Here is a 25,746-nt window from a genome sequence, read left to right as displayed (position 1 = left end):
TTCCATCCTTACCCTGCGTTAACCATTGTTCGGCCAAACCCTTCCCTGCCGGGGGGCAGGAAGGACGAGTTGGCGATGCGCCGTTATGTTGCTCTCACTGCCGTCGGCCTCGCGCTGCTCGCCGGTTGCGCGGTCCGGCCGAAGCTGGTCGCGGTCGCGCCACCGCCGCCGGTTGCGCCCGCGCCCGCGCCGCTGGCGATGCCCAGGGGGGCCTATGTCGGCATGCAGATCCCGGCACTGATGAGCGACGGCCGCTACGCCACGCCCAACCGCAACCTGTCCGGCGACGGCGCGGTCTGGCATCTGCGCGCCGCGCTCAACGTCGCCGCGCTCGCCTGTCGCGGGCCGGACGAGGCGACGATCGTTGCCGGCTACAATGCTCTGCTCGCCAGCCAGAAGGCCGTGCTGAACGGCGCGCAGACCCGGTTGACGGCGGAATACAAGGCGCGCTTCGGGGCGAAGGGGGCCGACTGGCAGGACCGCTACGACGACCAGATGACGCGGCTCTACAATTTCTTTTCGCAAAGCCAGGCGCGCGACGGCTTCTGCAACGCTGCGGTCGCGACCCTCGCCGACAGCACGACGGTGACGGCGGCGGACTTGCCGGCCTTTGCCGCCGGGCGGCTCGCGGTGCTGGAGAAGCCGTTCACCGATTTCTACGCGGCGTTCGATGCGTGGCGGGCAGAGCGTGCCGCCGCCAACCGCATGGCGATGGCGACGCCGATGACCCCGCGCACAGTGCAGACGGTGCAGGCGGTGCCCGCCGCGATCCCGGCTGTGCGCCCCCGCCTGGAACTCGACCCCAGCGTCTTCGCCGAGGCGAGCCCGACCGTCACGAATTGATCCGGAACAGCGTCTCGACCGGCCGGTCCAGCGCCGCGGCGAGCTTCAGCGCGAGGATGGTCGAGGGCACGAACACACCGTTCTCCACGGTGTTGATCGTCTTGCGGCTGACACCGACGCGCTCGGCCAGCGCCGCCTGCGTCAGCCCCAGCCGCTCGCGTTCCTCCTTGAGCGTGTTGCGCAGCGTTTCGTTCATCGCGCGGCCCGCAGTTCCAGCGTCGCGAAGCTGACCATCGCCGCGAACAGGGCCGCCGTCGCCACCACGCGCGACACGTCATAGGCACCGAGGACGCCGTCATGGGCGAAGGGTGCGGTCAGCAATGCGGCGGCAAGGCTCGCCCAGAAACCGGCGGCGCAGCTCATCCGGCGATGTTCGCGTGCCGATTCGTCATCGAGGAGGCGGCTAAGCGCGCTGCGGGGACGGACCCAGCGCCGCCACGGCATCAGTGCCAGCGCGCATGCCAGCGCCACGCCGAGCCAGAATCCGTCGACGAAGTCGGAGCGCAGCATCGCCATGCCGATGAGCTCGGACAGCAGCAGCACTGCGCCCAGACAATAAAGCGCCATTGCCATTGTCCGGCTTTTCCGTTCCGCCAGATCGATCGCGTCCATCATTCTTACCCTTCTGTGTAACCCAGGGGTTACATGTAACCTTTGCGTTACATGTGTCAACAGGGTTCCCCCTGCGCGTGGGTTCGGTTAACGCGCGGCAGGATGAGCGATGATGGTCCAGACCAGCCACAGGCGGGACGCTTCGAGGGCCGCGAGCACCGGTATCCGGTGCGCGTGTTCTTTGAGGACACCGATCTGTCCGGCGTCGTCTATCACGCCAACTATCTGAGATATATGGAGCGGGCGCGCTCCGACATGCTCCGCATCGCCGGTATCGACCAGCGCGCCGTGCATGAGGCGGGCGAGGGCGCCTATGCCGTCGCCGACCTCGCGATCCGCTATCGCGCACCCGCGAAGCTCGACGATGCGCTGCTCGTCGTCAGCCGCATCCATGCGGTACGCGCCGCCAGCGTCGTCATTCATCAAACAGTCAGGCGCGGTTCGCTTGTCTTGACCGAGGCCGAGGTCACGGCGGCGCTGGTCGCGCCATCGGGACGGCCGAAGCGTCAACCGGCCGGCTGGACGGACATCTACCAACGCCTGATCTGGCAGGGGACCAATTCATGAATCCGGTGTTCAACATGGATGCGGCGACGCTATCGCCCGTCGCGCTGTTCCTTCAGGCGGACTGGGTGGTGAAGGGCGTGATGGGCGGGCTGCTGCTCGCCAGCGTGTGGACCTGGGCGCTCATCATCGCCTTCTGGCGGCGGCTGGGGCGCATCCGCAAGGGCATGACCGGCTTCGAGCGCGACTTCTGGAAGGCGGAGGACATCGACGCCTTCTACAAGGCGGAGGCGGACAAGGACCTGCCCTCGGCCCGCGTCTTCGCCGCCGGCGTGAAGGAATGGCGCCGGTCGACCGCGGGCGGGTCGATCGACAAGCACGGCACGCGCGAACGGCTCGCCACCGCGATGGGCGCGGCGGCGGCGATGGAGATCGACCGGATCAGCGACCGGCTCAACATCCTCGCGACGATCGGCTCGGTCGCGCCGTTCGTCGGCCTGTTCGGGACCGTCTGGGGCATCATGCGCAGCTTCACCGGCATCGCGCAGGCGCAGAATTCGTCGCTGGCGGTGGTCGCGCCGGGCATCGCCGAGGCGCTGTTCGCGACCGCGATCGGCCTGTTCGCCGCGATTCCCGCGGTGATCGCCTACAACCGCTTCAGCCACGGCGTGAACCGGATCGAGGCGGCGCTGAACCGCTTCGCCGACGGCTTCCACACGACGCTGTCGCGCCAGCTGGACGGTGGCCGGTGACGGGTCCCGGACACGGCCCGTTCCTGCCCGCGGGAGGGGCATGACATGGCGATGAACCTGCCGTCCAACCGGGGGCGCGGCCGTCGTGCGCCGGTCGCCGACATCAACGTGACGCCGCTGGTCGACGTGATGCTGGTGCTGCTCATCATCTTCATGGTCACCGCGCCGCTGCTGACCGCGGGCGTACCGGTCAACCTGCCGGACAGCCGCGCCAAGGCGCTGGATCAGGACCAGAAGCCGGTACAGCTGTCGCTCGATGCCGCGGGCAAGCTCTTCATCGACGACGAGGAGATCGCCGAGACCAGCCTGCCGCAGCGGCTGGAGCAGATCGCCGCGGTACAGGCGGGCGGCGAACCGCCGCAGGTGTTCCTGCGCGCCGACCGCGCGCTCGACTATGGCCGGGTGATGCGGGTGATGGGCGAACTCAACCGCGCCGGCCTCAACCGCGTGTCGCTGCTGACCGTAGAGGGCGGATCGGCGGCGCAGTGATGGATCGGGCGGAAAAGGTCGGGCTGGGCGTCGCGGTCGTCGGGCATGTCGTGCTCTTCGGCCTGCTGTCGGTTGGCTTTCTCTCGACGCCCAATCCCGAAAAGCTGCAGCAGACGCCGATGGAGGTCAGCCTGGTCGAGGACGTCGGGCTGGAGGCGACCGCCCCGCAGGCGGTGACCCCGCCGGCGCAGTCGGTCGCCCCGGACGAGGGCGCGCCCGAGGATGCCGCGCCGCCGGCCGAGACGGTGGCCGAACCCGAGCCGGAGCCCGAACCCGCACCACCGGTGCCGCAGCCGAGGCCCGCGCCGCCGAAACCCGCCCCGCCCAAGCCGGCGCCAGCCCCCGCCCCGCAGCCCAAGCCCGCGCCGGTGAAGGCGCAGCCCAAGCCGCGCCCCGCCGAAGCGCCGGCCAAGCCTGCCGCCAAACCCGCTCCGGCGCGTCCGGCGGCCAGGCCCGCGCCCGCGGCTCCGGCGAAAACGGCATCGAAGGCACCCGCCGCACCGTCGAAGCCGGCGGCGGCGAAAGGCACCGGCAGCAAGCCGACATCGACCGCGGCGAAACCGCGCGGATCGCGGCTGGGGAGCAACTTCCTCGACGGGCTGACCAGCGAACCGTCGACCAGCACGTCGACCGCGCCGCGCGCCGCCAAGGTCGATGCGCGCGCGATGGCGTCGATCGTGCAGGCGATCGCCCGCCAGATCCAGCCGTGCGCGGATCGGCAGGTCAATCCGGGGCCGGGCGCGAACGAGATCGTGACGACGCTCAATCTGCGCCTCAACGAGGACGGCACGCTCGCCGCCACGCCGCGCATGGTCCGCCAGTCCGGCGTCACCGACGAGAACGACCGCTATCGCCAGCGCGTCGTCGATCTCGGCGTCGCCGCGTTCAAGGGCTGCGCCCCGCTGAAGCTGCCCGCCGAATATTATTCGACGCCGTCGGGCGGGTGGAACAACATCAACTTCCAGTGGAAGCTGCAATGACAGCCGCGTCCCCCTTTCCCGTCACCCCGGTACAAGGCCGGGGTGACGGGGAACCTGTGCTAGGGGGTATCGCGTCTCGCGTGCGAAAGGGTTTTTGAGGATGCGTATGATCCGGTCTTTGCTCGTCGTGCTCTGCGCCACGGTCGCTCTTCCCGCGTTCGCGCAGGACGCCCCCGCGCCAGCGCCGCAGGATCAGGCCGCCGCCGGCCAGCAGGGGCCGGCACCGCTGGAAGTCTCCGTTACCGGCGGCGTCTCCGCGCCGATGCCGATCGCGATTCCGGCGATGCCGACCGCGCAGGTCGTCTCGACCCCGGCGGGATCGACCGACGTGCTCGGCCGGCAGATGGCGGACATCATCGCCAACGATCTGCGCAATTCCGGCCTGTTCACCCCGCTCGGCAGCAACCAGCTGCGCCCCGTCGCCTTTCCGGAGGTCAATGCGCCGCAGTTCGATTATTGGGGCGGTACGGGCGCGCAGGCGCTGGTGCAGGGCTTCGTCCGCGCCAATGGCGACGGCAATCTGACGATCGGCTGCTACCTGTACGACGTCTTTTCCAAGGTCGAGCTGACCCGGTCGGGCTTCGTCGTGTCGCCCGGCGACTGGCGTCGCGCCGGACATAAATGCGCCGACATGGTCTATGCGCGGCTGACCGGCGAAGGCCCCTATTTCGACAGCCGCGTCGTCTACGTCTCGGAAACCGGACCCAAGGGCAAGCGGGTCAAGCGGCTCGCGATCATGGATCAGGACGGCGCCAACCACCGTTTCCTGACCAATGGCCAGTCGATCGTGCTGACGCCGCGCTTCGCGCCCAACCAGCAGTCGATCGTCTATATGAGCTACGAGAACGACCGGCCGTCGATCTACGTCTACGATCTCGGCTCGGGGCGGCCGCGCCGGGTGGTGCAGAACGTCAGCCTCACCTTCGCGCCGCGCTTCTCGCCGGATGGCCGCTATATCCTGTTCTCGATGGCGCAGAACGGCAACACCGACATCTATCGCGTGTCGAGCGCCGGCGGCACGCCGCAACGGCTGACGACCTCGCCGGGGATCGACACCGGCGGCAGCTATTCGCCGGACGGATCGCGCATCGCCTTTGAAAGCGACCGGTCGGGCGGCCAGCAGATCTATGTGATGAACGCCGACGGATCGAACCAGCAGCGAATCAGCTTCGGCGGCGGGCGCTATGCGACGCCGGTGTGGAGCCCGCGCGGCGACCTGATCGCCTTCACCAAATTGGGCGGCAGCTTCCGCATCGGCACGATGTCGCCGTCGGGCGGCGGCGAGAAGATCCTGACCAACGGCCAGGACGAGGGGCCGAGCTGGTCGCCCAACGGCCGCGTCATCACCTTCTACCGCTCCGGCGCGGGCAGCGGCGGCAAGGCGGACCTGTGGATGGTCGACCTGACCGGGCAGGTCGAGCGCCGGATACCGACGCCGCTCGACGGGTCCGACCCGGCCTGGGGACCCTTGCGGCCGTGACGCGTTACGACAGGGTGGATTTCGGGGGCGAAACGATCACCACGGGAGATACGATCATGGCAAAGCTCACCAACACGCTGCTGACCGCAGCCGCACTCGCGTCGCTGGCGGCCTGCGCCAGCAAGCCCAAGCAGCTGCCGCCGCCGCCGGTCGACAATACCGCCGGCCTCAACACGCCGCCGCCGGCGACCGGCAATGTCGATGGCGCCGTCGTGCCCGGATCGGACGCCGACTTCCGCCGCTCGGTGAGTTCGAACACCATCCTGTTCGGCCTCGACCAGACCGACATCGACCCCGAGGCGCGCGCGATCCTCGACAGCCAGGCATCGTGGCTCCAGCGCTTTCCGCAGGTGCGGGCGACGATCGAGGGCCATGCCGACGAACGCGGCACGCGCGAATACAATCTCGGCCTGGGCGATCGCCGCGCCAATGCCGCGAAGAACTATCTGGTCGCGCGCGGCATCGACCCGTCGCGGCTGACCACGATCAGCTACGGCAAGGAACGCCCGGTCGCACTGGGTTCGGACGAATCGAGCTGGGCGCAGAACCGCCGCGCCGTCACCATCGTCCTGAACTAGGTCCGCATGCGTCATCCCGGCGCGCGCCGGGATGACGGGCGAGGAATGGTGTCGTCGAATCCCCTTGCGCCCCCTGAAATCCGATATAAATGTGATATCACATTAAACGGAGGGCAAGATGGTGGAACAGGGGAGTCTCACGCGGTCGCAGGAACGGCGGGCGCGCACGACGAGTGGCTATCCGATGCTGGGGATCACGGCGGGGCTGGTCGCGATCGGCGCGATCGCCGTCGTCCGGCTGGCAAACGCGCTGTCGCCGCCGATCATGGCGATCGTGCCGCTCGCCTGTGCGCTCGGCGCGGCGTTCATCGCCTGCGGATTCTACATGCTGCAGCCCAATCAGGCGGCGGCGATCACCCTGTTCGGCAGCTATGCCGGCACCGACCGGACCAGCGGGCTGCGCTGGGTGTTGCCGTGGCTGATGCGGCGCAAGGTGTCGGTGCGCGCCAACAACGTCATCTCCGAACGGATCAAGGTCAACGACCTGCGCGGCAACCCGATCGAGATGGCGGCGCAGGTGGTGTGGCGCGTCACCGACACCGCGCAGGCGCTGTTCGATGTCGACGATTACAAGGCGTTCGTGAACGTGCAGATTGAGGCGGCGGTGCGGACGATCGGCTCGCGCTACCCCTATGACGATTACGAGCATCAGGAGGTGACGCTGCGCGGCAACCACGACACGGTCGCCAGCCAATTACGCGCCGAGCTGATCGCGCGGCTGGTGGTGGGGGGAATGACCGTCGACGAATGCGGCTTCACCCATCTCGCCTATGCGCAGGAGATCGCGGGGGCGATGCTGCGCCGGCAACAGGCGCAGGCGGTGGTCGCGGCGCGCACGACCCTGGTCGAGGGCGCGGTCGGCATGGTCGAGCTGGCGCTCGCGCAGCTGTCGGCGAAGAACGTCGTCGAGCTGGACGACGAACGCCGCGCGGCGATGGTGTCGAACCTGATGGTGGTGCTGTGCGGCGAGCGCGACACCCAGCCCGTCGTCAACGCCGGCTCGCTCTACCAGTAAGCGACGGCGGATGACGGTTCCCCCCAAGAAGGCCTTTCCCCTCCGCCTCGATCCCGCACTCTACGCGGCGATCGAGCGGGCGGCGGCGGGCGACCTGCGCAGCGTCAATGCAGAGGTCGAATGCCTCCTGCGCGAAGCGCTGGCGCGGCGGGGGGTGAAGCTGGACGCGCCGGTCGTGGCGAAGCGCGGGCGACCGAAGAAGGAGGAGGACGTATGACCGACGGTACGGATGCCCGGGGGAACGACGATCGCGGCGCATGGTTCGCGGCCAGGCGTTTCGGTTATGGCGCCGGCATGCCGATCGCGTGGCAGGGCTGGGCACTCGCCGCTGCCTATATCGCGATCCTTGCCGGCGCGACGATGTTCGCGCCATCCTGGTCGCTGGGGATCATCGCGCTGGCGACCATCGCATTCGCGCTGATCGCCCGTCGCCATACCCGCGGCGGGTGGCGCTGGCGCTGGTAGCGCGGGGGAAGGGTCGTCAGCCGAGCGCCGCGTCGAGCAGCTTCGCCAGCCGCAGCCCGCCGCGCTCCACTTCCAGCCGTGCGACCGGGACGATCCGCTCGATCGTCGCCTCGTCGAGCGTCACCTTGGCCGGGGAGGGCGCGCAGGGATCGCCGTTCAACGCGCTCGCATAGACGACGTCATGCGCGATCCTGTACGATTCGCGGCTCCAGTCCTCGACCGTTCCCGCCGCGATCCGCCGCCGCTCGGCCGCGGGATAGCGGCGGACCAGCGACGGCCCGCTGGTGATCGCGCGCTCGGCAAGCGTGCCGTCCCAGATCGAATGCAGGTTGAACCGCCTGGGGCTGTAGCTGCCGTAAGCGGCGGCGAGGTCGTTGCCGCCCTTGTCGTTCTTTTCGCCGGCATGCAGCGGCTGGTGCAGGTCGCCGACGAAGTGGATCAGGAACACCAGCGCCTCGGCCCGCGCCCTGGGCGTCGCGCGCCTGTCCTTCAGGATCGCGACGTCGCGGGTGATCTGCGCGGAGACGCAATTGCCGTCCTTGCACGCCTCCTCCAGCGTGAAGGGCTGGCAGATGTTCACGTCCTGGAAGTGCCAGCTATAGGCATAGCCGAAGCGCGACTTGCCGTCGGGGCCTTTGAGCGGCTTGATGCAATCGGCCCAGACGCTCGCCCCCTCGATCGTCGTCGCGGGGCAGGTCGGCGTGTCGAGCCGCGGCGTCTCGGCGAGCAGCCGGCGGATCGCGGCGCGGGTGCGCGGCGCGACATTGGCATAGGCGATCCTCGCCACCGTCTCGTGCCCGAACTCCCAATAGGCCGACGCCGGCGCGGCGAACAGGAGCGCCGGGAGCGCGGCGGCGACAAAGCGAAGCGATTTCATGGCGCTGCTGTAGCGGTTCGGGCGCGCCGCTCCAATGAAAAGCCGGTCATTCGTCGCCGTAGATCGCCACCTCGCGCAGGCCCGCCGCGGTGGCGCGGGCGCGGTACATGCCGGGCGTGGTGAAGCTCCACAGCGCCTCTCCGGCCGGGCCGGTGACGATCACCCCGCCGGTGCCGCCGAGCGCCCGTACCTCCGCCATCACCGTATCGGCAGCGACCTGCGGCGTATCCCCGGCGAGGCGGATGCGCGCGGCGATCTCAAGCCCCACACCGATGCGGATGAAGAACTCGCCCGATCCGGTGCAGGACACCGCGCTCGACCGGTCGTCGGCATGCGTGCCCGCGCCGATCAGCGGCGAATCGCCGATCCGGCCCCAGCGTTTGCCGGTGACGCCGCCGGTCGAGGTGGCGGCGGCGAGATGCCCCGACCGGTCGCGCGCCACCGCGCCGACGGTGCCGTATTTCATGTCGACGTCGAAGGCGTCGGCGTTGCGCGCGAGCAGTTCGTCGAGCTGGCGGCGGCGTTCCGCGGTCGCGAACCAGCCCGGCTCGGCCTCGGCCAGGCCCTGTTCGCGGGCGAAGGCTTCCGCACCGGTGCCGCTCAGCAGGACGTGCGGGCTCGCCTCCATCACCCGGCGGGCGAGGCCGACGGGCGAGCGCGTCGCGGTGATGCCAGCGACCGAACCGGCGGCGCGGGTGCGCCCGTCCATGATCGCGGCGTCGAGTTCGATGCTGCCGTCGCGTGCGAAGGCGGCGCCGCGACCGGCGTTGAAATGCGGGTCTTCCTCCAGCACGCGCACCGCCGCCTCGACCGCGTCGACCGCGCTGCCGCCGTCGGACAGGATCGCGCTGCCGGTGTCGACCGCCCGTCCCAGTGCCGCGCGCGCGCCGCTATCCTGCGCCGCGGTCAGCCGGTGGCGCTCGATCGATCCGGCGCCGCCGTGAATCACCAGAGACCAATCGGGCGACCAGTCGGGGGTTTCGGTCATCGGGCAGCCTTATGTGCGGGATGGGGCAGGGGACGCAGGCCGATCAGCGGGCGGAGCAGCGCGATGCGGCGACCGGCCAGATAGAAGAGCCAGCAGCCGGCGACGGTCGCCGCGATCAGGATCGCGAATTCGACGCCGCCCGGCAGGTTGGCGGGGATCAGCCAGTAGGCGACGAGCACGATGATCGTCTGGTGGACGAGGTAGAAGGGGAATACCGCCTCGGTTAGCATCGGCCGGACGCGCGCGTCGCGGTTCCAGTGGCGCTCGGCGAGGCCGATCAGCGCGACGATCGTCCCCCATTGCTGGATCGCATGCGCGGCGCCGTACAGCGGGTAGACCCAGCGTGGCGTGCCGCCGTCGAGGCCCAGTTCCACCGCGAGGATGAAGCCATAGCCCGCGATCCCCATCGCCGCGCCCGTCCAGCGCCAGCGGACGCAGGCGGCCAGCACCGGCGCCGACCCCGCCAGCGCGAAGCCGAACAGGAATGCCGGCAGGTAGCTGAGATGCGCCATCGCATCATGAACCGGATCGTGCGTCTCATAGCCCATCGGGAACCACCAGGCATGGATGCACACCAGCCACGCCGCCGGCAGGACGAGCAAGGCGACGCCGGCAAAGACGCGGTCGAACGCCGCCTGCAGTCCGCGCCAGCGGATCGCCACCACCGCCACGCCCAGCACCAGCGTGTACATCCACAGATAGAGCACGAACCAGAGATGGTTGAGTGCGGGCAGGACGATGCCGCCCAGCGGACCGAAGCGGAAATAGTCGCGCGCCCAGAACGCGGCGAAGCCGCCGCCATAGCCGTGCTGCGTCACCAGCTCGACCCAGCTCTGCGGCGGCACGATCACCGCGACGCCGAACGCCAGCGGCACCAGCAGCCGCAGCGTCCGCTGCCGTACGAAATGCCCTACGCCCGGCGCACGGGTCAGCAGCGCGCGGCTGGCATAGCCCGATACGACGAACAACAGGCTGAGGCGCCAGGCGTTGACCGCCAGCATCGGCAGCACCGCCCAATCGGCGCCATGCGGGCTCTTCGCGTGAAACCCCCAGGGTACGAAGACCATGCCGACGTGATAGACGATCAGGATCGCGAAGGCGGCGACGCGCAGCCAGTCGAGGCCGTAATGGCGGGGGATCGGGACGCGCGACATCGGAATGACTTATGCCCTACACCACCGACTTTGAACCGCAACCCGGCTGCTGTATACGGGGCCCATGTCCTTACGTCCGTGGCGCGATATCGTCCGCCGTCCGAGCCGCCAGATCATGGTCGGCAACGTTCCCGTGGGTGGCGACGCCCCGGTCACCGTCCAGACGATGACCAACACGCCGACGCCCAATATCCGCGCGACGCTGGACCAGATCCGGCGCTGCGAAGAGGCGGGCGTGGACATCATCCGCGTCTCCTGCCCCGACACCGATTCGACCGCGGCGCTGAAGCAGATCGTCCGCGGCAGCCGGGTGCCGATCGTCGCCGACATCCATTTCCACTACAAGCGCGCGCTGGAAGCGGCGGATGCGGGCGCGGCCTGCCTGCGGATCAATCCGGGCAATATCGGCTCATCGCAGCGCGTCGCCGAGGTGGTGCGCGCCGCCAAGGCCAATGGCTGTTCGATCCGCATCGGGGTGAACGGCGGCAGCCTCGAGAAGGATCTGCTCGAAAAGTACGGCGAGCCGTGTCCGGACGCGCTGGTCGAATCGGCGCTCGACCATATCAAGTTGCTGCAGGACCACGACTTCCACGAATATAAGGTCGCCGTGAAGGCGTCGGACCTGTTCCTCGCGGTCGCGGCCTATCAACAGCTTGCCGAGGCGGTGGATTGCCCGCTGCACCTCGGCATCACCGAGGCGGGCGGCTTCGTCGGCGGCACGGTGAAGTCGGCGATCGGCATCGGCAGCCTGTTGTGGTTCGGCATCGGCGACACGATCCGCGTCTCGCTCTCCGCCGAGCCGGAGGACGAGGTGCGCGTCGGGTTCGAGATCCTGAAGGCGCTCGGCATCCGCAACCGTGGCGTGCGGGTGGTGTCCTGCCCGTCGTGCGCGCGGCAGGGCTTCGACGTGATCCGCACCGTGCAGGCGCTGGAGGAGCGGCTCCAGCATATCCGCACGCCGATGAGCCTGTCGGTGCTCGGCTGCGTCGTCAACGGCCCGGGCGAGGCGCGCGAAACCGACATCGGCATCACCGGCGGCGGCAACGGCAAGCACATGGTCTACCTGTCGGGCGTCACCGACCATCACGTGCAGGATGCCGACATGGTCGACCACATCGTCCGGCTGGTCGAGGCCAAGGCCGCCGAGATCGAAGCGGCGGACGAGGCCGCGAATGCGGCGGGACCGCAGGCGGTGGCGGCGGAATAGTCTCGATGATAGAATCCCGTCAGGAGGCTGATCGATGACCTATCATGCACGGGTTGCCGACAATGGCGAGATGGTGCTGCCGGCGGACGTGGCGCGCGCCATGGGGCTCAAGCCGGGCGACCGGTTCCGTATCGATCAGGATGGTCTTCGGATCGTACTGGAGACGGACGCCGACGTGATCGCCGCCGGGCAGCGTGCCTTTCGAGCGACCATCCGCCGTCCGTTCGACGTGGACGATTTCATCGCGGATCGTCGGGCCGATGCGGCACACGACTGATGTATGTCCTCGATGCGTCCGCCATCATGGCTGTCCTGTTGAATGAGCAAGGGGCCGATGTTGTCGGGCCGCACCTGCGCGATGCGGAGGTATCGATCGTCAATGTCTGCGAAGTGCTGACAAAGGCCGTCGAACAGGGCGCCGATGTCGATATCGTGCAACAGACGCTGACCACGTACGGGTTTCGTACGCGTGCTTTCCGCGACGCGCATGCCCGGCAATCCGCGCTGTTACGTCCGATGACAAAGGCCTTTGGGCTGGGCTTCGGCGACCGGGCTTGTCTCGTGCAGGGCATGTTTAGTGGTAGACCGATACTCACGGCCGACCGGGACTGGTTGAAGCTCGACCTAGATCCGGCATTGGGAATTGACGTCCGGCTCATTCGATGAGCCGGTCCGCGTCGCCGCTCGTCGCCTTCGGCGTCGCCGCGGGCGGGATCGCCGTCTATTCGGCGATGGATGCGATCATGAAGGGGCTGTCGATCGCGAGTGGGGCCTATCCCGTCGTGCTGTGGCGATCGCTCGCCGGCGTCGCGTTGCTGGCGCCGGTCTATCTCGCCCGTTGCAGGCCGTGGCCGACCGCGGCGGCGCTCCGGCTGCATCTCGCCCGGGGTGCTACCGGTGGCGCGTCGGTGCTGCTGTTCTTCTGGGGACTGGTGCGTGTGCCGATGGCGCAGGGCGTCGCGTTGACGTTCCTCGCACCATTGATCGCGCTGTTCCTCGCCGCCCTGACGCTGGGCGAGCGGATCCGCCGCGCCGCGATCGTCGGATCGCTGGTCGCCAGTCTGGGCGTGCTGGCGATCGCGGCGGGGCAGGTGCAGGCGCGTGCGTCGGAGGAGATGGTGCTCGGCAGCCTCGCGATCCTCGCGGCGTCGGTGCTCTATGCGGGCAGCCTGATCCTGCTGCGACGGCAGGCGCAGGCCGCCGATCCGCTGGAGGTGGCGCTGTTCACCAGCATCGTCCTCGGCGGGCTGCTGCTGATCGGTTCGCCGTGGTTCGGCGGTTGGCCGGCCGGGGATCAGATGCCCGCGATCGTCGCGGCGGCGCTGCTCGGGTCGATCTCGGCAGTGGCGCTCGCCTGGGCCTATGCCCGTGCGGAGGCGCAGGTGCTGGCGCCGGTCGAATATACCGCCTTCGTCTGGTCGGCGCTGCTCGGCTGGCTGGTCTTTGCCGAGCGCGTGTCGCCGTACACGGTGGCCGGTGCGTTGCTCATCATTGCCGGGTGCCTGGTCGCGATCCGCGGCCCCGCGCCCGGCCCGCAAACGGAAGCCGCCCTGTGAACGAGCCTGTGAACGAACCCGTGATCCGCCCGGCCGCATCGGCCGATGTCGCGACGATCCTGCGCTTCGTCCGCGATCTCGCCGCGTTCGAACGCGAGCCCGACGCGGTCGAAGCGACCGAGGCGACGCTGGCCGAGGCGCTGTTCGGGGCCGCGCCGGCAGCGGAGGCGGTGATCGCGGAGGACGACAGCGGGCCGCTCGGCTTCGCGTTGTTCTTCCACAATTTCTCGACTTGGACGGGCCGCCGTGGCCTGTATCTCGAGGATCTGTACGTCACGCCCGAGGCGCGCGGCAAAGGCGTCGGCACGGCGCTGCTGCGCCACCTCGCCGCGTTGGCCGTGGAGCGGGACTGTGGGCGGTTCGAATGGTCGGTGCTCGACTGGAACGCCGATGCGATCGCCTTCTACCGGCAGATGGGGGCGATCGGTCTGGAGGAATGGACCGTCCAGCGCGTCAGCGGTGATGCGCTGCTGCAGCTGGCCGGTCGCCGATCCGTGTGATCTACTTCGTGCAGGTGCCGGCATTATCCTTGCTGCGGCACTGGTTGCAGAGTTCGCCGGTTGTCGGTTTGCTCTGCTGTTCCTTGTAATCGCTGGTCGGCCAAAGCGAACAATTGCGGCAGAAATGCCATGTGTCGTTCGCGTTCCTGCGCCGGTACGTCATCCTCTCGTCTCCTTGTTTGTTTTCAAGGACTAGACGAGCGGCGAACCACGTCCGAGCGGAACCGTCTCCGCATCGGACGTGATCTTGTATCTTAGAATTCGCGACCCGGGACGTCGTGGTCGTGCGGTTCTTCGCCCTTGGCCTTGGCCTCGTCGTAGCGCTGCACGGCCTCCATCGTGATGCGGCGCGCCTCGTCGCGGTCGCCCCAGGTGCCGACGCGGACCCACTTCTTCTTTTCCAGGTCCTTGTAGTGCGTGAAGAAGTGCTCGATCTGTTCGAACACGATCTCCGGCACGTCGGCGCGGCCGTCGACGTTGGAGTAATAAGGGAAGACCTCGTTCACCGGCACGCAGACGAGCTTTTCGTCGCCGCCGGCCTCGTCCTCGAGGTTGAGCACCGCGATCGGACGCGCACGCACGACGCAGCCCGGGATGAACGGCGAGCGCGCGATCACCAGCGCGTCGAGCGGATCGCCGTCGGGCGAGAGCGTGTGGGGCACGAAGCCGTAGTTCGCCGGATAGCGCATCGGCGTGTGCAGGATGCGATCGACGAACAGCGCGCCGCTGGCCTTGTCGAATTCATACTTCACGGGCTCGCCGCCGGTCGGCACCTCGATGATGACGTTGAGGTCGTCGGGCGGGCTCTTGCCGACCGGAATCAGATCGATACGCATGGAAGTCCCCTATAACCTTTCGGTGTAATCTTGTTGCTGCACTGCCCCTCAGCGCGGCATGAGAAGTTTGTCGAGGCCGCTGTCACCGGTGCCAATCTTCTGCAGGCGCGGATAGCGGGGACCATTGTGATAGTCGATGGGGACTTCGCGATAGCGTGTTCCGTTCTTGACCAGAAGTCGGATGGGCTCCTTCGATGTCTGTGCGGTGACGATCGCGGCCTTCATCACATCGCCGCTATAGCCGACGCCATTGACCGCCTGCACGACGGTGCCGACGTCCAGCCCCGCCTTGAACGCCGGGCTGTCCCAGATCACCGCGCCGATCTCGCCGTCCTTGGCGATCGACAGGCCGATCGAATAGGTGACGTTGGTCGGGCCGCTCTTTTCGGCATTGGTGAAGTATCTGGTCGGTTCGGCGGTGTAGACGAGCTTGTAGCCGTTCATCGCGAAGCCGTTGACCGGGGCGGGCTGGCCCGTCTCGGTGATCCGCTTCTTCAGGAAGCCGGCCCAGTCATAGGGCTGGATCGCGTTGAGCGTCGCGGCGACGTCGTCGAACGAATAGGTCAGCTCGCCCCAGTCGCCGTCGCGCACGCCGAAGAAGGCCTTGGCGAAATCGTCGATCGATTTGGTGCCGCCCGACTGCTGGCGGAGCATCGCGTCGACCTCCATCCAGACCATCAGGCCCTCGTTGTAATAATCCTCGCTGCGCTGCCAGCTGGTCCAGCCCTTGGGCCGGCGCGACGAGATGACCGGATCGTTGGTGGTGTCGAGCAGGTTGCGCCACTGGCGTGCGGGCGCGAGGTCGTAGCTGCCGGCGATACCGGCATAGGCGTCGAGCGTGTCCTGCTTGCTGACCAGCCCCGAGCGCGCCTGCAGCACATAGCCCCAGAATTGCGTCTGCCCTTCGTACACCCACAACAGCGAATCGCGCATCGGCGTGCGGAAATCGGGCGTCCACAGGTCGGCGCCGCGGCGGAACTTGCCGTCCCAGCTGTGGGTGAATTCGTGCGGCAGCAGGTTGCGGCTGCCCGGGCCCGCATCCCATTCGGTGAAATAGCCGGGACGCACGCCATTCTCGGAGCTGCGATGATGCTCCAGCCCGATGCCGCCGAGCTGGTCGGAGATCGACAGCAGGAATTCGTAGCGATCGTAATGCTGCGCGCCGAAGGTCCTGGCGGCCTGTTCGACCAGCCGCTTGTGCGCGTCAATCTGTTCGGGCTTGGCCGCGAGCTGGTCGGGCGAATCGGCGAAGACGTTGAGGTCGACGCGCGGGGACAGCGCCCACACCTTGCCGTAGCGGCCGGCGAGGATCGGCGAATCGACCAGGATCTCGTAATTGGTCTGGTCGTAGGTGTAGGTCGATGCCGCCGCGCCCGAACCGGTCTTCGCGGGGATCGCACCCGCCGCGGTCCAGCCGGCCGGGAACTTGACCGTCATCTGCACCGGAATCTGCCGGGTGAAATAGCCGGCCGGATAGAGGCTGACCGAATTGGGCTGCAGGCTGATGAGATTGGGCGTCACCGCGATGCGGCCCTGATCCGGCTTGGTCGCCGAGATGAACTGGAATTCGGCGTCGAGCGTCTTGACGCCGGCCGGCACGTCGATGTGGAAGGCGAAGACGTCGACCGGATCGCGCGTCCACGGCAGGATGCGGCCGTTGCCGCGGATGACGAGGCCGGCGAGCTTCTCGATCTCGCCGCGCGGGCTATGCGCCCCGGGCAGCCATTTGGGGAACAGCAGCGCCATCGGGCCGGATTTGGCAACCGGGATCGTCTCGCGGACGCGGAAGATGCCGCGTTCGGTGTCGGTCGCGTCGACGTCGAGCTTCAGCGTGCCGGGATAGGGGACGTCGCGCGCCATCGGGATGGTGTCGACGAACGGCACCGGCTGCGGCGCGCTGTTGCCGGCGGGGACCTGCGCGAGCGCAGGCGCGGCGGCGGACAGGAGGAGGGAGGCGATGGCGGCGGTGCGGATCATAGGAAGCCTTCGGCGAAAGATTGTTGCGGAGGTGTAAGCGCGCGAAACGTCAGCCGTCCAGCCCCTTAGCCGCCGCCGAGCACGTTGATCGTGAACGCCAGCACGCCGAGGTTGAAGACGAAGGCGGCAAGGCTGTGGCCCAGCACCACGCGCCGGATCGACCGCGCGGTGATCGACACGTCCGACGTCTGGAACGTCATCCCCAGCGTCGCGCTGAAATACAGGAAATCCCAATAGTCGGGCTGGTTGCAGGCGGGGAATTCCAGCCCGCCGGCATCCTTGCCCGACGCGTCCGCGCTGTAGAACAGGTGGGCGTAATGCAGCGCATAGACCATGTTGGTGAACGCCCAGGCCAGCACCAGGGTCGCGATCACCAGCACGATCGCCAGCGTGTCGCTCTTGCCCTTCAGCTCGCCTGCCACCGCGACGAGGATGACGATCATGGTTGCGCCCGTGATCGCCAGCAGCAGCGCGCGATTGGCGTCGTTGTCGCGCGCCGCCTGCCGCATCCGCACCGGATCCGCGTCGCGGAACAGCGTCGCGACCGTCAGCAGGAACACCGTCGCGGCGACGTCGAACGCCACCATCGTGCCGCGGCCGGGGCCGAACGCCGGAATGAATGCGGCCAGCCCGACCACGAACAGCAGGGCGAAGAGCGCAAAGCGCGGCGGCGCCACCCGGCTGCCGATCCCCCAATAGCGTTGCGATCCTGCCATGCCGAGGTGCTAGCGCTTGCCCGCGACCTCGCCTAGATACCGCCGCCATATGGCCCGTATCGAAACGCCGCGCCGGGTGCGCGGAACCCAGGACATCTTCGGCGAGGAACAGCGCCGCTTTTCCCATGTGCTCGACACGTTCGAGCGCGTGCGCCGGCTCTATTGCTTCCAGCGCGTCGACCTGCCGGTGTTCGAGGCGACGGAGGTCTTCGCCCGCTCGATCGGCGAGACGACCGACGTCGTGTCGAAGGAGATGTACACCTTCCCCGACCGCGGCGGCGACTCGCTCACCCTGCGGCCGGAATTCACCGCCGGCATCGCCCGCGCGTTCCTGACCGAGGGCTGGCAGCAATATGCGCCGCTCAAGCTGTCGACCAGCGGCGCGGTGTTCCGCTACGAACGCCCGCAGAAGGGGCGCTATCGCCAGTTCCACCAGATCGATGCCGAGATCCTCGGTGCGCCCGAACCGGCGGCGGACGTCGAACTGCTGGTGATGGCCGACCAGCTGCTGCGCGAACTGGGCATCGCCGATGGCGTGACGTTGCAGCTCAATACGCTGGGCGATGCCGAGACGCGCGACGCCTGGCGCGCCGGTCTGGTCGCGCATTTCGAGGCGCATCGCGGTGACCTGTCCGAAGACAGCCTCACCCGGCTGGAAAAGAACCCGATGCGCATCCTCGATTCGAAGGACCCGCGCGACCGGCCGATCGCCGATGCCGCGCCCGATATCGACGCGTATCTGACGGAGGAGGCGCAGGCGTTTTTCGACGCGGTCACCGCCGGGCTGGATGCGGCTGGCGTGGCGTGGACGCGCAACGCGCGGCTGGTGCGCGGCTTGGATTACTACCGGCATACCGCTTTCGAATTCGTCACCGACCGGCTCGGCGCGCAGGGGACGGTGCTGGCGGGCGGGCGGTATGACGGGCTGGTCGAGTCGCTTGGCGGCGCGCCGACCGCGGGTGTGGGCTGGGCAGCGGGTGTCGAGCGGCTGGCGATGCTGCTGGAGGAGCCGGTCCCATCGCCACTCAATGTCATCGTCGCGTTGGAAGACGACGCCCTGATGGGCCTTGCGTTTCAGGCGCTCAAGGCGTTGCGTAGCGGAGGCTTTTCCGCCGATCTCATCGCGAGCGGTTCGCCGCGGAAGCGGTTCGACAAGGCCATGAAGGCGAACGCGGAGGTTCTCGCGTCTGTTACGCGGAATCGCGAGGGTGCTCCTGTCATCAATACGCGATCGGCAACGTCGACCGACACGTCGAGCGCTGTCGTTGCGATCCTCGAGGGGGTGGCCCGGTGATCGCTGCCTTCGTCATCCCGGCGCAGGCGGGGATCCATAATCACGTCGATTGCGATGGAGCCGTACGGTCAGCCAATATGGATTCCCGCCTTCGCGGGAATGACGGGGCCCTCGGGGCATGACCACCATCTCCCTCGAACGGATCGCGCAGATCGAGGCGCGGCGGGACGAGTTGCAGGCGCTGATGGCGACCGGCGACCTGCCCTCCGACCGCTTCGTCGCGGTGTCCAAGGAATATGCCGAGCTCGAACCCGTCGCGCAGGCCGCGGGCGAGGTGCGGCGGCTGCGGCAGGAGGCGGACAGCCTCGCCTGGATGGCCGAGGATACCGGCGACGAGGAGTTGCGCCAGATGGCCGCCGAGGAGCTGCGCGACAATGCGCGCTCGCTCGATGCCGCCGACCGGCGGCTCGCGCTCGCGCTGCTGCCGCGCGATGCCGCCGACGAACGCGCGGCGATGCTGGAAATCCGCGCCGGCACCGGCGGCGACGAGGCGGCGCTGTTCGCCGGCGATCTGTTTCGCATGTACCAGCGCTACGCCGAGGGGCAGGGCTGGCGCGTCGAACTCATCAGCGGCTCGTCGTCCGATGCGGGCGGCTTCAAGGAGGTCGTCGCCAGCGTCACCGGATCGGGCGTGTTCGCCAAGCTCAAGTTCGAGGCCGGCGTCCACCGCGTCCAGCGCGTCCCCGCGACCGAGGCGGGCGGGCGCATCCACACCTCCGCCGCCACCGTTGCGGTGCTGCCCGAGGCGGAGGATGTCGACGTCCGCATCGACGAGGCGAGGGACTTGCGCATCGACGTCTATCGTTCGTCCGGCCCGGGCGGCCAATCGGTCAACACCACAGATAGCGCGGTGCGCATCACCCATCTGCCCACCGGGCTGGTGGTGATCCAGCAGGACGAGAAGTCGCAGCACAAGAACAAGGCCAAGGCGCTCAAGGTGTTGCGCACCCGCCTGTACGAGGCGGAGCGCGAGCGGCTGGCAAGCGAACGGTCGGGCACGCGCAAGGCGATGGTCGGGTCGGGCGATCGCTCCGAACGCATCCGCACCTACAATTTTCCGCAGGGCCGGGTGACCGACCACCGCATCAACCTGACGCTACATCGCCTGCCCGAAATCCTGCAGGGCGAGATGGACGAACTGATCGGCGCGCTGATCGCCGAGGACGAGGCGGAGCGGCTGGCGTCGCTGGATGGCTGACCTCCTCCGTCATCCGAGCGGCGGCGTGAAAGACGGGTGTTCACGCGCAGGCGCGAAGCCGCGAAGGAAGAAAGTGGTTCGCGCGGAGGCGCGAAGGCGCGGAGATGTGTCACTTCGGGCGGGTGGCCCGCCTGAATATCCGGGTTTCCGGACCCGGACCGGCGGCAGGATGAAAAACGGCTGCGCCGGGCGCAATTCGCGGCGTTCTCCGCGCCTCCGCGCGCATACGTCGTTCTCGGCCGCTTCGTATGTTCGCGAGCGATCATATCCGCAGTGGGACGGCACGCAGTGCGGGCAAGCGGCGTATGTGAGCTGCTGTGCCGTGAGGCGTGAAGGGTCGCGCGACAGGAAGACGCCAGGGAAGAAGGGGGTTCGCGCGGAGGCGCGGAGGCGCGGAGATGTGTCACTTCGGGCGGGTGGCCCGCCTGAATATTTGGGTTTCTGGACCCGGACGGGCGGCGGGACGAAAAACGGCTGCGCCGGGCGCAACTCTGTGCGTTCTCCGCGCCTCCGCGCGAATACGTCGTTCTCGGCCGCTTCGTATTTTCGCGAGCGATCATATCCTCAGTGGGACAGCACGCAGTGCGGGCAAGCGGCGTATGTGAGCTGCTTTGCCGTGAGGCGTGAAGGGTCGCGCGACAGGCAGACGCCAGGGAAGAGGGGGGGCGCGCGGAGACGCGGAGGCGCGGAGGTGTTTCGCATCGGGCGGGTGGCCCGTTTCGGTATCTGGCTCTCCCGACCCGTAACGACGGCGAGACGCAGAACGGCTGCGCCGTATGCAAATCGCCGCGTCCTCCGTGCGTCTGCGTGCATACGGTCTTTTTCGCGTCTTCGCGTCTTCGCGCGAACTCTCTCTACCGGCCCCTCCAGCGACGGGACCGGGTAATATGACCCCCCTTCGCACCGCGCTCGCCGAGGCGGCCGCGCGCTTTGCCTTTTCGCCCACCGCACGGCTCGATGCGGAGCTGCTGATGGCGCATGCGATCGGGATCGATCGCAACCGGTTGCTGCTCGACATGGACCGTCCCGTCCCGCCGGGCTTCGCCGCGTTGGTCGAACGCCGCGCCGGCCATGAGCCGGTCGCCTATATCACCGGCACCCGCGGCTTCTGGACAATCGACATCGCGGTGGGTCCGGGTGCGCTCGTGCCGCGGCCCGACAGCGAGACGCTGCTGATCGCCGCCGCGGCGCATTTCGGGCCGCGCGCACCGGCGAGCGTGCTCGACCTCGGCACCGGTCCAGGCACGCTGTTGCTCGCCGCGCTGGACGAATGGCCGGCGCGGGGGCTGGGCATCGATCGCTCGCCGGAGGCGCTGGGCTATGCCGTTCGCAACGCCGCGGCGCTCGGCATGCGCGATCGGGCCACCTTTGAGCTGGGCGACTGGGCGGCGGCGATCGATGCGCGCTTCGACCTGATCCTCGCCAATCCCCCCTATATCGGCATCGACGAGCCCTTGCCCGACGAGGTGCGCGGCCACGAACCCGCCGCCGCGCTGTTCGCCGGTGCGGACGGGCTCGACGATTATCGCGTCCTCGCGCGGCAGCTGCCCCGGTTGATCGCGGCGGGCGGCTGCGCGGCGGTGGAGATCGGCCACACCCAGGCGGCGGCGGTGTCCGCGCTGTTCGCCGGACAGGGGCTGGACAGCGTCGTGCATCGCGACCTCGGCATGCGCGATCGGTGCCTTCTGGTCACTTTGGCGCCATCACCTTGAAAGAACCGGTCATGATCCTCATATTTCGCTTGTAGGATCGGTCCCACGCCAGCTATTGGTCGGGCCGGGGCACGCACTATCAACAGATTTTCGAGTTGATCGCAGGGCGGTGACCCGCATCCTTCGTCATGAAGCCGCTGGTGTCCGGTGGCCGTGACAGGCTCGAGCGTCGCTTATGGCACGCCGCGACCCGGAGGGTTGCACCGTTGACCGGGAGCAAGGCCGTAGTGGCCGAATTGGTTTTGAGGACCAGATATACTCTGATCGTGGGACAGTAGCTTGATCAACAATCGGCAGCAGAACGGCCGTCGTCGCGGTCGTGGCGGCAACAATAACGGTGGCGGCAACGGTCCGCGCCAGGGTGGCCAGGGACGGCCCGACAACGGCAATCGCATCGACAGCCGTGCGCGCGGCAACGCGAACCAGCTGTTCGAGAAATACAAGAACCTCGCCGGCGAAGCGCAGCGCCAGGGCGACCGCGTCAACACCGAATATTACCTTCAGTTCGCGGACCATTATTTCCGCGTGCTCGCCGACCAGCGTGGCCGGTTCGAGGACAACAGCCAGCCCAAGCGCCAGCAGCCGTTCGACCTGAACGACGACGACGATTACGGCGACGAGGGCGAACCGGTCCGCGCCGGCGAGCAGGACGGCGACACCCGCGACACGCAGCAGCGCGACGGTGGCCAGCGCGAGGGCAACCAGCGCGACTATCAGCAGCGCGACGACCGGCCGCAGCGCCGCGACCGTCAGGATGGCGAACAGCGTCAGGCCCGCAACTGGGAAGACCGCGGCAACGGCAACCGCGATGCCAATGGCAATCGCGACGGCAATCGCGACGATCGTCCGCAGCAGCGCGAGGAGCGCGCCGCTCGCGACGACCGTCCTCAGCGCGACGATCGTCCGCAACGCGAAGAGCGTGCCGCTCGTGAGGATCGCCCGCAGCGTGAGGACCGCGTCCGCCGTCCGCGCTTCGAAACCGCCGATCAGCCGGTCGAGGTCGCCGGCCAGCGCCGCGCCGATCCGGTGAGCGCGGGGGAATCGCTGCACGAACGTGCCGAAGCGGTGCTCGAGGCGGATGCGCCGATGCTCGCGCCCAAGCCGCGCCGCGGCCGTCCGCGCCGCGATGCGCAGGTCGATCCGGTGGCCGCGCCGACGGCCGATGCGGGCGACGATCGTGCCGGCCACGATGCGGCGGAGAGCAACGGCGTCGACGCCGATCGCCTGCCGCCCTCGCTCAACATCGCGGCGGCCAACGATGCCGGCGACGAGGCACCCAAGCCCCGCCGTCGTCGCACCGTCCGCACCCCGGCCGCGGAAGCGCCCGCCGAATAACCGGCGGCCTCCGTCGGACAGGCGAAGGGCCGGTTCCTTATGGGAGCCGGCCCTTCGTGCGTTCGGGACCCTGGGCGCGGCGTCCGTTCAGCCGTCGAACCGCTCGACATCCTCGTCATGCCCGGTGCCGGAGCTGAGGAACACCAGTCCCATCAGCGCGCCGGCCATCACGATCGACCCGCCGACCCCGCCGATCACCGCGGCCATCGTCACCAGCCGCAGCGGCCCCTGTACCCAGGCCAGCGCGACGATCGCCCCGGCGCTGCAGATCGCGCCGACCAGGATCATCCACGCCATGATCCCGCGAAAGCGGCGCCACGCATGGGCAGCCTGTGCGGGGTCGTCCAATCCTGTCCGCTTTTCGTGCATGGCTTTGCCAATGGCCCGCAAACGTGGTCTGCTCAATCCAGCACCGTCTTCGTTGCGCACGAGGCCGGGCGATGAGGAGAGGAAGCATGACGATTGGCGCAATTCTCAACGGCAAGGGCGGTGCGGTCATATCGCTCCCACGCGACGCGACGGTGCGGCAGGCGGTGGCGTTGCTCGCCGAGCGGCGGATCGGCGCGGTGCCGGTGGTCGACGGTGACGGCGGGGGAGAGGCCGTGGTCGGCATCTTTTCCGAACGCGACGTCGTCTATTGCCTCGCGGCGCACGGCCCCGCCGCGCTCGACCGCCCGGTGGCGGAGGTGATGACGCAGCCGGTGCAGAGCGTCGGCACCGCCGAACCGGCGATCGGCGCGCTGTCGCTGATGACCCGTCGCCGCATCCGTCACCTGCCGGTGGTCGAGGACGGGCGGATGGTCGGCTTCGTCTCGATCGGCGACCTCGTCAAATACCGCATCGACCGGATCGAGGCGGATGCCGCGGCGATGCGCGACTATATCCAGACCGCCTAGCTGGCCGCTGGGACGGGGCGCTTGCGTACCACCGCGATCAGCTCGCGCACCGTACCGCGTGCGAACAGCGCCAGCCACGCGCCATAGGTGGCCGCGCCGATGGCGACGAGCGCCGCGAGCCGAGCCGGCGGGGCGAGCGGGGGCAGGCTGCGATCGACCAGCGTCACCACCACGGCCATGCCGATCGCGGCACAGGCCGCCGGTGCGATCGCATCGGCCAGATCGCGGACGCGCGCGCCGATGACCGGCAGCGACCGCCACGTGCTGACGGCCAGATAGACCGGATAGGCCGCGAGCCAGCTCCACGCGAGCCCGACCGGCCCCCAGCGCACGCCGACGAGGAAGGCCGCGGCGAGTACGACCGCCCCGAAGGCGCCGTTGCGCGCGCCGATCCCCGGCCGCCCGCGCGCATCGCAGGCCGGCGAATAGAGCACCTGCACGGTCATGAACGGCATCGCCAGCGCGATCAGCCGCACCACCGGCGCCACCTCCGCCCATTTCGAATCGAGCGCGGTCAGCACCAGCGGCTCGGCCGTTGCAGCGAGCCCGAGGTAGAAGGGTAGAGCGACCAGCATGATGATCCGCACCGACCGCACGAACGCCCGCGCCACCGCACCCTCGTCATGCTGGATGCGCGCATAGGCGCTGAACGCCACCTCGTTGAGCGGCGGCACGAACTTCGAGACGAAGATCTGCGCGAGGAACAGCGCGGTGGTGTAGATGCCGAGCTGGTGCGGATCGAACCAGCGGCCGCCGATGAACACGTCGACCTGGCTCTGCAGGAACCAGAAGAACTGCCCCGCCGCCATCACGCCGCCATAGCGCGCCAGATGCCCCGCCCCGCGAAAGTCGAAGCTCGGCCACATCAGCGACCGCGCGCCCCAGGTCAGCATCGCGGCGCGCACCGCATAGAGCGCGATCGGTGCCCAGACGAGCGTCCACACCCCCAGGCCGGCCAGCGCGCCGCCCAGTGCCGCCGCGGCCCCGGCGAACGAGGCCGCGATATTGGCGGTCGCCTGCCGCCGGAACTCCATAGCCCGGCTGAGCAACGCATAGGGAAGCGCGGCGAACGGCGTGATGAGATAGATCAGCGCCTGCACCCGCAGCAGCTGCGCCACCTCCGGTTGCCGGTAATAGGCGGCAGCGATCGGCGCGATCGCGATCTGGAGGATGGCGAGTAGGCCGTTGAGCGCGATCAGCATCCCGAACAATTGCCGCGTCTGACGCGGCGTCACGTCGTCGCGCTGGATCAGTCCGCTCGCCAGCCCGTATCCGTTGAGCATGTTGAGGAAGACGAGCACCACCCCGGTCATCGCATAGAGACCGTAATCGCGCGGATCGAGGATGCGGATGACGAGGAAGGTCGCGCCCCATTGCACCATCTGCGCGAGAATCTGGCTGCCGGACCGCCACAGCACCGCGCGGCGGACCTGGGCTTCCAGCGATTCCGATTTGTCGCCGGCGTGATTCGGGGGGGATGTCATGACCGCAGCTATGGCGACCCCATGCTTCACATCCCGTAAACCCGCAGATTTCTGGGCTTTTCGAGGAATATGACAAGAAAAATGCAAAAAGCGTTTGACCGGCCGGAACCTCCCGCCTAGAGGGACGTCACCGCAGCGACGGGCCACACGGTTCGCTTCTACGGTCACCGAAAATCAGGCGCATAGGTCGCCCTCCGAAAAGAGGGTGTGACCAGGCGTCGGTTTTTGTCGGCTCTTTGACATTGTTGATTGATGAAGGGACATGTGGGCGGCGGCTTGCGGTCTGCGGCGTATTCAA

At 68.4% G+C, this 25,746-nt stretch carries 30 protein-coding genes; 20 read left to right on the top strand and 10 right to left on the bottom strand.

Annotation, left to right across the window (positions count from 1 at the left end; translation table 11 throughout):
• Positions 1-75: 75 nt before the first annotated feature.
• On the top strand, positions 76-843 hold the full coding sequence (locus AC1RTO_RS12900; RefSeq protein WP_493161242.1) for a hypothetical protein: 768 nt from the start codon (positions 76-78) through the stop codon (positions 841-843).
• On the opposite strand, the gene AC1RTO_RS12895 is transcribed toward AC1RTO_RS12900, so the two are convergent.
• On the bottom strand, positions 833-1,039 hold the full coding sequence (locus AC1RTO_RS12895) for a helix-turn-helix transcriptional regulator (protein ID WP_493161241.1): 207 nt from the start codon (positions 1,037-1,039) through the stop codon (positions 833-835). The genes AC1RTO_RS12900 and AC1RTO_RS12895 overlap by 11 nt on opposite strands.
• Entirely contained in the window at positions 1,036-1,416 is a 381-nt protein-coding gene (locus AC1RTO_RS12890) for a hypothetical protein (RefSeq protein WP_493161240.1), read from the bottom strand. The genes AC1RTO_RS12895 and AC1RTO_RS12890 overlap by 4 nt, the downstream gene beginning before the upstream one ends.
• A gap of 141 nt (positions 1,417-1,557) precedes the next feature.
• On the opposite strand from AC1RTO_RS12890, the gene AC1RTO_RS12885 reads away from it, so the two are divergent.
• The 9 genes from AC1RTO_RS12885 to AC1RTO_RS12845 all read left to right on the top strand — a co-directional run bounded on the left by AC1RTO_RS12885 (position 1,558) and on the right by AC1RTO_RS12845 (position 7,718).
• A complete protein-coding gene (locus AC1RTO_RS12885) occupies positions 1,558-2,022 on the top strand; it encodes a YbgC/FadM family acyl-CoA thioesterase (RefSeq protein ID WP_493161239.1) in 465 nt (154 codons plus the stop codon).
• Positions 2,019-2,711, top strand: a complete 693-nt coding sequence (gene tolQ, locus AC1RTO_RS12880; protein ID WP_293874784.1) for a protein TolQ — start codon at positions 2,019-2,021, stop codon at positions 2,709-2,711. Before AC1RTO_RS12885 ends, tolQ begins: the two co-directional genes overlap by 4 nt.
• 45 nt (positions 2,712-2,756) lie before the next feature.
• Positions 2,757-3,200, top strand: coding sequence for a protein TolR (gene tolR, locus AC1RTO_RS12875; RefSeq protein ID WP_493161238.1), 444 nt, complete (start codon positions 2,757-2,759; stop codon positions 3,198-3,200).
• Entirely contained in the window at positions 3,200-4,180 is a 981-nt protein-coding gene (locus AC1RTO_RS12870) for a cell envelope biogenesis protein TolA (protein WP_493161237.1), read from the top strand. Before tolR ends, AC1RTO_RS12870 begins: the two co-directional genes overlap by 1 nt.
• A 100-nt stretch (positions 4,181-4,280) precedes the next feature.
• Positions 4,281-5,660 (top strand): Tol-Pal system beta propeller repeat protein TolB, encoded by a 1,380-nt coding sequence (gene tolB, locus AC1RTO_RS12865; RefSeq protein ID WP_493161236.1) that lies wholly within the window; start codon positions 4,281-4,283, stop codon positions 5,658-5,660.
• 56 nt (positions 5,661-5,716) lie between these two features.
• Positions 5,717-6,238 carry a peptidoglycan-associated lipoprotein Pal gene (gene pal / locus AC1RTO_RS12860; RefSeq protein ID WP_293874779.1) on the top strand — a complete coding sequence of 174 codons (522 nt, stop codon included), beginning with the start codon at positions 5,717-5,719 and terminating at the stop codon, positions 6,236-6,238.
• Between the two features lie 118 nt (positions 6,239-6,356).
• Positions 6,357-7,253 carry an SPFH domain-containing protein gene (locus AC1RTO_RS12855; RefSeq protein WP_493161235.1) on the top strand — a complete coding sequence of 299 codons (897 nt, stop codon included), beginning with the start codon at positions 6,357-6,359 and terminating at the stop codon, positions 7,251-7,253.
• Positions 7,254-7,263: 10 nt separating this feature from the next.
• Positions 7,264-7,470 (top strand): type II toxin-antitoxin system antitoxin, encoded by a 207-nt coding sequence (locus AC1RTO_RS12850; RefSeq protein ID WP_493161234.1) that lies wholly within the window; start codon positions 7,264-7,266, stop codon positions 7,468-7,470.
• Complete coding sequence (locus tag AC1RTO_RS12845) at positions 7,467-7,718, top strand: hypothetical protein (protein ID WP_493161233.1); 252 nt, start codon at positions 7,467-7,469, stop codon at positions 7,716-7,718. Before AC1RTO_RS12850 ends, AC1RTO_RS12845 begins: the two co-directional genes overlap by 4 nt.
• Positions 7,719-7,734: 16 nt before the next feature.
• Here AC1RTO_RS12845 and AC1RTO_RS12840 read toward each other — a convergent pair whose 3' ends face one another.
• Genes AC1RTO_RS12840 through AC1RTO_RS12830 form a run of 3 tightly spaced genes read right to left on the bottom strand, consistent with a single transcriptional unit; the run spans position 7,735 to position 10,737 of the window.
• Positions 7,735-8,595, bottom strand: coding sequence for a S1/P1 nuclease (locus AC1RTO_RS12840; RefSeq protein ID WP_493161232.1), 861 nt, complete (start codon positions 8,593-8,595; stop codon positions 7,735-7,737).
• Between the two features lie 46 nt (positions 8,596-8,641).
• Positions 8,642-9,583 (bottom strand): isoaspartyl peptidase/L-asparaginase family protein, encoded by a 942-nt coding sequence (locus tag AC1RTO_RS12835; protein ID WP_493161231.1) that lies wholly within the window; start codon positions 9,581-9,583, stop codon positions 8,642-8,644.
• Positions 9,580-10,737, bottom strand: coding sequence for an acyltransferase family protein (locus AC1RTO_RS12830; RefSeq protein ID WP_493161230.1), 1,158 nt, complete (start codon positions 10,735-10,737; stop codon positions 9,580-9,582). The genes AC1RTO_RS12835 and AC1RTO_RS12830 overlap by 4 nt, the downstream gene beginning before the upstream one ends.
• Before the next feature lie 64 nt (positions 10,738-10,801).
• On the opposite strand from AC1RTO_RS12830, the gene ispG reads away from it, so the two are divergent.
• The 5 genes from ispG to AC1RTO_RS12805 are packed head-to-tail and all read left to right on the top strand — an operon-like array spanning position 10,802 to position 14,000.
• Positions 10,802-11,944, top strand: coding sequence for a flavodoxin-dependent (E)-4-hydroxy-3-methylbut-2-enyl-diphosphate synthase (gene ispG, locus AC1RTO_RS12825; RefSeq protein ID WP_493161229.1), 1,143 nt, complete (start codon positions 10,802-10,804; stop codon positions 11,942-11,944).
• 34 nt (positions 11,945-11,978) lie between these two features.
• Positions 11,979-12,221: an AbrB/MazE/SpoVT family DNA-binding domain-containing protein gene (locus AC1RTO_RS12820; protein ID WP_293874771.1), complete on the top strand. Its 243-nt coding sequence runs from the start codon at positions 11,979-11,981 to the stop codon at positions 12,219-12,221.
• Entirely contained in the window at positions 12,221-12,610 is a 390-nt protein-coding gene (locus AC1RTO_RS12815; protein ID WP_493161228.1) for a type II toxin-antitoxin system VapC family toxin, read from the top strand. Before AC1RTO_RS12820 ends, AC1RTO_RS12815 begins: the two co-directional genes overlap by 1 nt.
• The gene (locus AC1RTO_RS12810; protein ID WP_493161227.1) at positions 12,607-13,500 is read left to right on the top strand and encodes a DMT family transporter; all 894 of its coding nucleotides are present in this window, start codon (positions 12,607-12,609) and stop codon (positions 13,498-13,500) included. Before AC1RTO_RS12815 ends, AC1RTO_RS12810 begins: the two co-directional genes overlap by 4 nt.
• Positions 13,497-14,000: a GNAT family N-acetyltransferase gene (locus AC1RTO_RS12805; protein ID WP_493161226.1), complete on the top strand. Its 504-nt coding sequence runs from the start codon at positions 13,497-13,499 to the stop codon at positions 13,998-14,000. The genes AC1RTO_RS12810 and AC1RTO_RS12805 overlap by 4 nt, the downstream gene beginning before the upstream one ends.
• Positions 14,001-14,254: 254 nt before the next feature.
• Here the strand turns inward: AC1RTO_RS12805 and ppa are convergent, their stop codons facing one another.
• From ppa to AC1RTO_RS12790, 3 genes are all read right to left on the bottom strand, one after another.
• Positions 14,255-14,836, bottom strand: a complete 582-nt coding sequence (ppa, locus tag AC1RTO_RS12800; RefSeq protein ID WP_493161225.1) for an inorganic diphosphatase — start codon at positions 14,834-14,836, stop codon at positions 14,255-14,257.
• Between the two features lie 48 nt (positions 14,837-14,884).
• Positions 14,885-16,813: a M61 family metallopeptidase gene (locus tag AC1RTO_RS12795; RefSeq protein WP_493161224.1), complete on the bottom strand. Its 1,929-nt coding sequence runs from the start codon at positions 16,811-16,813 to the stop codon at positions 14,885-14,887.
• A 65-nt stretch (positions 16,814-16,878) separates the two neighbouring features.
• Positions 16,879-17,529, bottom strand: a complete 651-nt coding sequence (locus AC1RTO_RS12790) for a DUF1345 domain-containing protein (RefSeq protein ID WP_493161223.1) — start codon at positions 17,527-17,529, stop codon at positions 16,879-16,881.
• Positions 17,530-17,578: 49 nt separating this feature from the next.
• Between AC1RTO_RS12790 and hisS the strand changes: the two genes are divergently transcribed.
• The 4 genes from hisS to AC1RTO_RS12770 all read left to right on the top strand — a co-directional run bounded on the left by hisS (position 17,579) and on the right by AC1RTO_RS12770 (position 23,068).
• The gene (hisS, locus tag AC1RTO_RS12785) at positions 17,579-18,823 is read left to right on the top strand and encodes a histidine--tRNA ligase (protein ID WP_493161222.1); all 1,245 of its coding nucleotides are present in this window, start codon (positions 17,579-17,581) and stop codon (positions 18,821-18,823) included.
• 118 nt (positions 18,824-18,941) lie between these two features.
• Positions 18,942-20,021 (top strand): peptide chain release factor 1, encoded by a 1,080-nt coding sequence (prfA, locus tag AC1RTO_RS12780; RefSeq protein ID WP_493161221.1) that lies wholly within the window; start codon positions 18,942-18,944, stop codon positions 20,019-20,021.
• A gap of 887 nt (positions 20,022-20,908) precedes the next feature.
• Positions 20,909-21,733 (top strand): peptide chain release factor N(5)-glutamine methyltransferase, encoded by an 825-nt coding sequence (gene prmC / locus AC1RTO_RS12775; RefSeq protein ID WP_493161220.1) that lies wholly within the window; start codon positions 20,909-20,911, stop codon positions 21,731-21,733.
• Between the two features lie 279 nt (positions 21,734-22,012).
• Complete coding sequence (locus AC1RTO_RS12770; RefSeq protein WP_493161219.1) at positions 22,013-23,068, top strand: DUF4167 domain-containing protein; 1,056 nt, start codon at positions 22,013-22,015, stop codon at positions 23,066-23,068.
• 87 nt (positions 23,069-23,155) lie between these two features.
• Here the strand turns inward: AC1RTO_RS12770 and AC1RTO_RS12765 are convergent, their stop codons facing one another.
• The gene (locus AC1RTO_RS12765; protein ID WP_493161218.1) at positions 23,156-23,365 is read right to left on the bottom strand and encodes a hypothetical protein; all 210 of its coding nucleotides are present in this window, start codon (positions 23,363-23,365) and stop codon (positions 23,156-23,158) included.
• A gap of 158 nt (positions 23,366-23,523) precedes the next feature.
• Between AC1RTO_RS12765 and AC1RTO_RS12760 the strand changes: the two genes are divergently transcribed.
• Positions 23,524-23,964 carry a CBS domain-containing protein gene (locus AC1RTO_RS12760; protein WP_493161217.1) on the top strand — a complete coding sequence of 147 codons (441 nt, stop codon included), beginning with the start codon at positions 23,524-23,526 and terminating at the stop codon, positions 23,962-23,964.
• Here AC1RTO_RS12760 and AC1RTO_RS12755 read toward each other — a convergent pair.
• Complete coding sequence (locus AC1RTO_RS12755; protein WP_493161216.1) at positions 23,961-25,448, bottom strand: lipopolysaccharide biosynthesis protein; 1,488 nt, start codon at positions 25,446-25,448, stop codon at positions 23,961-23,963. The genes AC1RTO_RS12760 and AC1RTO_RS12755 overlap by 4 nt on opposite strands.
• Positions 25,449-25,746 lie beyond the last annotated feature (298 nt).

This window comes from Sphingomonas sp. GW821-FHT10F09 (assembly GCF_058809195.1).
The sequence above is the reverse complement of the archived record's forward strand: the minus strand, read 5'-3'. Positions and strand labels throughout refer to the sequence as shown.